Origin of the sequence: Acetobacter sp. P5B1, assembly GCF_018811985.1 — a bacterium.
Taxonomy (GTDB): domain Bacteria; phylum Pseudomonadota; class Alphaproteobacteria; order Acetobacterales; family Acetobacteraceae; genus Acetobacter; species Acetobacter cerevisiae.
Map to the genome: position 1 here is coordinate 1 of NZ_JACRVS010000050.1, position 5,819 is coordinate 5,819.

Sequence of the window (5,819 nt, forward strand, 5' to 3'; positions counted from 1 at the left end):
CCGGTGTTCGTAATGTCTCCCGATGTCGCCGTAATCGACAGCGCATCCTGTGCCGAGACACTACCGCTGTTCGTCACCGAGGCGGCCGTCAGGGACACATTCTTCCCTGAAATACTCGCGCCCGTCAGCGCCTCATGCCCCGGAGCAAGATACAGCTTGGGCACAAGAACGGTTTGACCGTCCACAACCTCGTTCTGATACCACACAATGTCAGACGTCAGCGCCGCCTGCTGCGCACTGCTCAGACCCGTGGAATGCCGTCAGGCTTGTATAAGCAGGGGGCGTCTCAATCAGATAATGCGCGTCAGGTTAAGAACTCGGCACATACCTGCACCATATGGATCAAACTCACAAACTTCAATCTATAATATGTGCTATTTCCAATTCCTTACACCACTACTCCAACTTATAATTACTGAAAAATAAATCAATATTTTAATAAAAATAAATTATAACTGTGAATTATATATAATACCTATATGATATTTTCTTTATCTTCCCATACATCCTTATATTCCTCTGTTATCAAAAAACGCCAACCAGGAGCCAATCCAAGATAAGGCAGCAAAAGTGGTTCCCATTTGATTAAGTGATTTACATGCAAGGGAACAAAAAAATCTTTATCCTCTAAATATTCTCCTGCCCATATATACCACCCACACGTATCTTTTCCTGGCATAACTCTCATTCCATTTAAAGGTCTAACTTTCTCTTTCACATTGATGCTTATACCCAATTTTTCGTTTGGAAAAACCGAAACAAAATCTGAACCATATTCTTCACATATTTTTTTCTGCATTTTAATAATATTCATTTTATTCCTAATATCTGCTTCATGGCACGACTAAAACTACTTGGAGGGTTCGAAGAACCGTCGATTGATTTCCCTTTTGCCTGATTTCAGGTTTTCAGCGAGTTGATTGCTGGTTCGTGGACCTGATTTTCACTCTGCGTATTGAGCAGAGAGAGGGTCTCATGCCCTGGCTTACTACGCGATCGCGTTAATCCGCTCGAGGAGGAGAAAGCGACGCATATTATAGACGATATTGGCCAGCCCGATCCTCATGGTGGCCCGCGTTATGCCAACGGTTCGTATGAACAGTCCTGTCTGCGATTTCTGATCGGCAAAGACATGCTCGACACGCGACTGGATAACGGATTTTCCTGCATTTGATTTCTGGATATGTCGTGGCATGGGCTTGAGATGAGGCTTTTTCCTGTGAACCTTCGAGACAAAGCCCTGCTTTTCCATGAAGGCCTCATTGGCTTTTGAGCGGTAGGCTGTATCTGCCCAGACATCAGACGCCGTATTGCTGCGATCAAGAAGCCCCTCACGTAGTCTGGCACCATCGCTGGCAGCGGCATCGGTCGTCTTCCATTTGCGGATCAGCCGAAATTTCCGGTCGATGGAAACATGCGATATATAGCCAAAGAAAGGGATAGCGAGATCCGTAGACGGGATCGTCCCGTCATCCTGACGCTTTGCTTTCGTGAACTTCAGCGTCCATCGCGCATGACGATCTTTATGGGACAGCTTTGACGGCTTGTCCTGCCAATCCTGTGGGATCCGTCCTTTTCGCAGATCGGCCTTCTCCTCATTGGTATTGCGCTGCTTTGGGGTCGCTACCAGTGTAGCGTCCAGGATCTGGCCTGACATGGGGAGATAACCGGCATTCCGCAGGGTCGCATCAAAGCGGTTGAACAAAACATCAATTGCTTCCGCCTGTGTCAGACGTTCCCGGAACAGCCAGACGGTCTTGGCATCAGGCACGCGCTCAGACAGCCCCAGACCAAGAAAGCGCATGAAGGAAGGCGGTCGTTGATCAGGTATTCCGTCCGTTCGTCGGACAAATTGTTCAGCGTCTGGATGACCAGAATTTTGAACATCAGCACTGGATCAAACGGAGGACGCCCGCCTTTGCTTCCGTCTGAATAGGCCAGTGCCTTGTTCAGCTCCGGACGGAACACCTCAAAATCCACAGTCTGGGAAAATGCTTCAAGTTGGTCACCAAGCCCACTCAACCGAGCAAGCCGCTCTTCAACATCAAAGAAACCAGACTGCGTCATCAGCCACTCCTCCAGTCATCACACAAAAGAGGGAATCACAGAGAGAGACCTAAAACCAGAGGGTTTTTCGAACCCTTCAATTGTAAACAGTATTATTCTTGTTGCTTTATTTTTTATTGTTTTTCTTACTTATTTTCTAGCCATACTTCTTCCGCCCACGTTGCCAAATTCGGCCATGTCTCATGCGATACTCCATTGTGGCTCCAAAATGATATTTTTCCGTCAGGAAGTATGCAATAATAATCACCATTATCTTCGCAAATTGGCAACCAAGTTTTTGGCAACCCTTGAGCTCTAGCTTCTTTTAATGTTGTCAATAACTCACCGTAAATACCTCCCATTTCCTTATTTAAGGTTAACAATGATATATAACCAACAAACGCGTTACTTACATTTTTAAGAATCTTTTTGTAATCATTTGGAAATTTTAAACCTATATTTTTTTCATATTCCCTGATTAAAAAATCATCTGGTAAAGGCATTTTTCTTCCCTGCGGAGGATCAAGCTTATTAATTTCCCTTATTATTTCATCAATTTTTTTTCCCATTTCATTTACCCCTAAAGTCCTTAGCTCTGTTTTTCCAGTAAGACTGTCTCCAAACATTAAATTTAGAACGGTCTATCCCAGACGGAATGTCATTTGTATTAACGTGTATCACAGTATGATTATCTTTATGGAAAGATTGTGTCATTTCAGCTAAAGGTCCATCAGATTTTTGAGTCATATGATGTAGATTGATTGGTTTTCCATCGGACCCAATTGGCGCTCTCCCTGCTTCCATAAGTTCCAAGTTAGTTTTTCCGCTTTTAGGATCAATATATGCGGGATCAATCAAATCATTTCTTTGATAAATTTTATTTTCCTTGAATATAACTGGATCACTAGACCAAAATTTTCTACCATTCTGAAAATATTCCAATATATTAGATTCATTTTCTTCACTTTGAAAACTCTTATTGATAATATCGCTTTTCCCGCGACCATCAGAAACAACCTTCCCCTCAGGCGTTCTGATACCAAGGTCACCTTCAGAATTCCTGACCCAGCTATAGCCGTCAGGCAGGGAAGGCTGAGCCGCACCAGCGGAGCCCTTTTCATATGTCTGCCACGTATCCGATGCTGTCGCCGTTGCGGCTGCCCCGCCTTCTTCGGCGACGCCGCGCCCAACCGTCGCAGCGGCCTGCGTTTCCTTCATACCCAGGATCACGCGCCCGGCTGCCGCATCAACGCCAACCAGATTCAGAGCACCCAGGCCCAGTGTGACCAGCGCACCGGTCTTGTCTCCCGCATGCCACTGCACGCCAGCAAGCACCGTCGAAAACGCCGTGCCGAGAGGACCAGGAAACATGCTCCCCGTAACAAGACCAAGCTTCCCAACAGCCGCCCACGTGATCGCCGTCTCGGTCGAAGCCGCTCCAGGAAGTGGAGGACGATGGCCATGAATAACAATATTTTCAACTTTCCCCTCAGGCGTCATCGTCGAACCAAGGTCCTCGCCTTCCGGCGCTCCGAAGCCAGCCTGATCCGTCTTCGCTCCATCCTCGGCTTCCGGACCCACCGTCGTGATGGACCCGTTCTGGTTGGCCCCCGCGCCAGATGTCGGGCCATCGCCTCCGCTCTCAGGCTGCGCTACTCCCATGGACGTGGTGTCTATCCGGGTGGCAGGTGAACTGGATGAACCTGCGCCGCCCGCATTATCCTGCGTTTCATAGACACTCGCCTGCTCACCGTCCGTTTTCTGCTGGCTGAGAGTTTTGTTTTCACTGACCTGAACCTGCGGACTCTTCGGCCCCCATTTATCGTAAGCTTGAATCCCCACTTCCACGGCCGTTTCCGTAGCCGTCTCCGCGCCGATTTCGGTCTGCAGGGTGTTATTGACTTTGGTCGCGTTGAAGTCGTTATCCAGATGCCCGTTCGCAGCCGTCAGGTCCGTGCTGTAACTGCCCGTGCTGTTATCGCTCTCGACCCCGATAGTGCCCGTAATGACGCTGTCCGTCGTCGTGGTCTCGTTGTGGTCAACGTGACCAACCGCAACCGTCGCCGTCTTCGCCGCATCTGTCAGAGAACCCGCCGTGCTGAACCCACCACCAGCCGCAACGCTCGTCCCGCTCCAGGTGGACTGGTTGTACTCCCCTGTCGCATCCAGAGACTGCGTGTGGAAATGGTTCAGACCTGCGCCCGCCGTGCTGCTGATCACGCCCGCCTTCAGCGTTGTGTTGCCCGCAACATCAACATCCAGACCGCCGTTCCCGGCATACAGCCCGGACTGTGTGGCTTCCGTCGACCGATAGGTATCCTTGATCGTCTGCCCCGCAACATTGGCTGAGGCCCCGAAGCTCCCCGCGCCATAAACTGGGATCGAAACACTGAACCCGCCGCTCTCCGAATTGCTGCTGTAGTTCGCCATATCCTGCGGGCTGGTGATCACCAGCACCCCGCTCTTCACGCTCACCTGCTCACCGTTGACTTCCGCGCCATTCAGCGTCGTCTTGCCGGGGGTAGTGAGGCTTACGCTGTTGGTCGCGCTGACCGTCGTATCCACGTTCGTCGTGCTGTCAGACGCGCTGTGCTGGTGCGAGACCGAAGCCGACGCCGTCACACTCACCCCCACGGTCCCCGTCGTCCCGACACTGGCTTCCACACCCACAGACGCACTCTTCGAACTGCTCGTGCTCTCCGTGTGGTCCGTGTTCACACCTGAGTTCAGCGTCAGGTCCTTCTGTGCCGCAAGGGCTACATCCTGCCCTGACAGATGCGCCGCAGTCGCGCTCAGATCCCCATTGTTTTTGTCGGTGGTGTTATCCCCCCGCCCCTCAATCGCCAGTGTGCCACCAGCAGAGGCCGTGGAACCCTGCACCGTCGTCCGCGTCTCGCCCGACCGGCTCTTGGTGCTGGAGAACCCAACCGAGACCTGACCACCAATGATATTGTTGGTAGTCGCACCCCCAATGGCGGACATCCCTTCGCCGAGGCCGGTCTGGATCCCCGCAAGCGCTGACTGCACGCCTGTGCCAGACTGCTTTGCCCCAAGGGCTCCGTTAATCGCCTGACCAGCCATCGAGTCAGGCGAGACACCGCCCGTCACGCCGATACTCTTGTCCTTGTGCATCGCGGTCTGGGTCTGGCTATTCTGCTCGGTAGTGAAGGCCACCGACGAGCCGCTGATGCCAAGATCCTTCGCCGCGGCCACAACAGACCCGTCAATCCTGACCGGGCCCTTCGCGCCAATATTCAGGTTGCCGCCGGTGCTGGCAATCACACTCGGTGTATAGGTGCTGCTGCTCGCGCTCTGCGTATCCGTCCGCGAGCCGTAGCCCACAGTCCCGCTCGCCCCCTGCGTGCTCAGATGCAGGCCAGCCACATGATGGCTGGAAGCTTCACTGGACGCGCTGTGCAAGGCATTTTCTGTCAACGCGCCGCCGGACTGGAGCGTGACATCACCGCCGCCGCCCACCATGCCCGCAACATGCATGTCTCCGCCAGAAACCGCCGTCAGGTCCGTGCCCGCTGCAACCGTGGTGCCGACATCCGTGCTGCTGCTCTGGCTGTTCGAGAAGCTGCTGTGTGTGAGGAACCCGCTCTTGCTGCCAGAAATACTTTCTGACTCGCTGTTCGTCACAGCCCCCAGATCCAGAGATTTCCCTGCCAGAAGCGTGGTGGACCCTTCGGATGTCAGGGTGGCCCCGGCTGCCTTCAGGTCTCCCCCCAAGGCCGCAAGTGTCGCGTTCCCGCCAGACGTGATGGTCGTGC

4 protein-coding genes and 1 pseudogene are annotated in these 5,819 nt (G+C 52.4%); all 5 read right to left on the minus strand.

Going from position 1 to position 5,819, the window contains the following annotated elements; genetic code table 11:
* Nucleotides 1-185 (minus strand): hypothetical protein (locus tag KP703_RS15865; protein WP_215755503.1); only part of this gene is annotated, 185 nt, incomplete at its 3' end.
* A gap of 290 nt (nt 186-475) precedes the next feature.
* On the minus strand, nt 476-814 hold the full coding sequence (locus KP703_RS14965) for a hypothetical protein (protein WP_215755504.1): 339 nt from the start codon (nt 812-814) through the stop codon (nt 476-478).
* A gap of 174 nt (nt 815-988) precedes the next feature.
* A pseudogene (locus KP703_RS14970) lies at nt 989-2,070 on the minus strand (IS5 family transposase).
* Nucleotides 2,071-2,192: 122 nt separating this feature from the next.
* Nucleotides 2,193-2,672: an SMI1/KNR4 family protein gene (locus tag KP703_RS14975; protein ID WP_215755505.1), complete on the minus strand. Its 480-nt coding sequence runs from the start codon at nt 2,670-2,672 to the stop codon at nt 2,193-2,195.
* On the minus strand, nt 2,617-5,819 hold a 3,203-nt coding region (locus KP703_RS14980), incomplete at its 5' end, for a hemagglutinin repeat-containing protein (protein ID WP_215755506.1). The genes KP703_RS14980 and KP703_RS14975, both read right to left, overlap by 56 nt.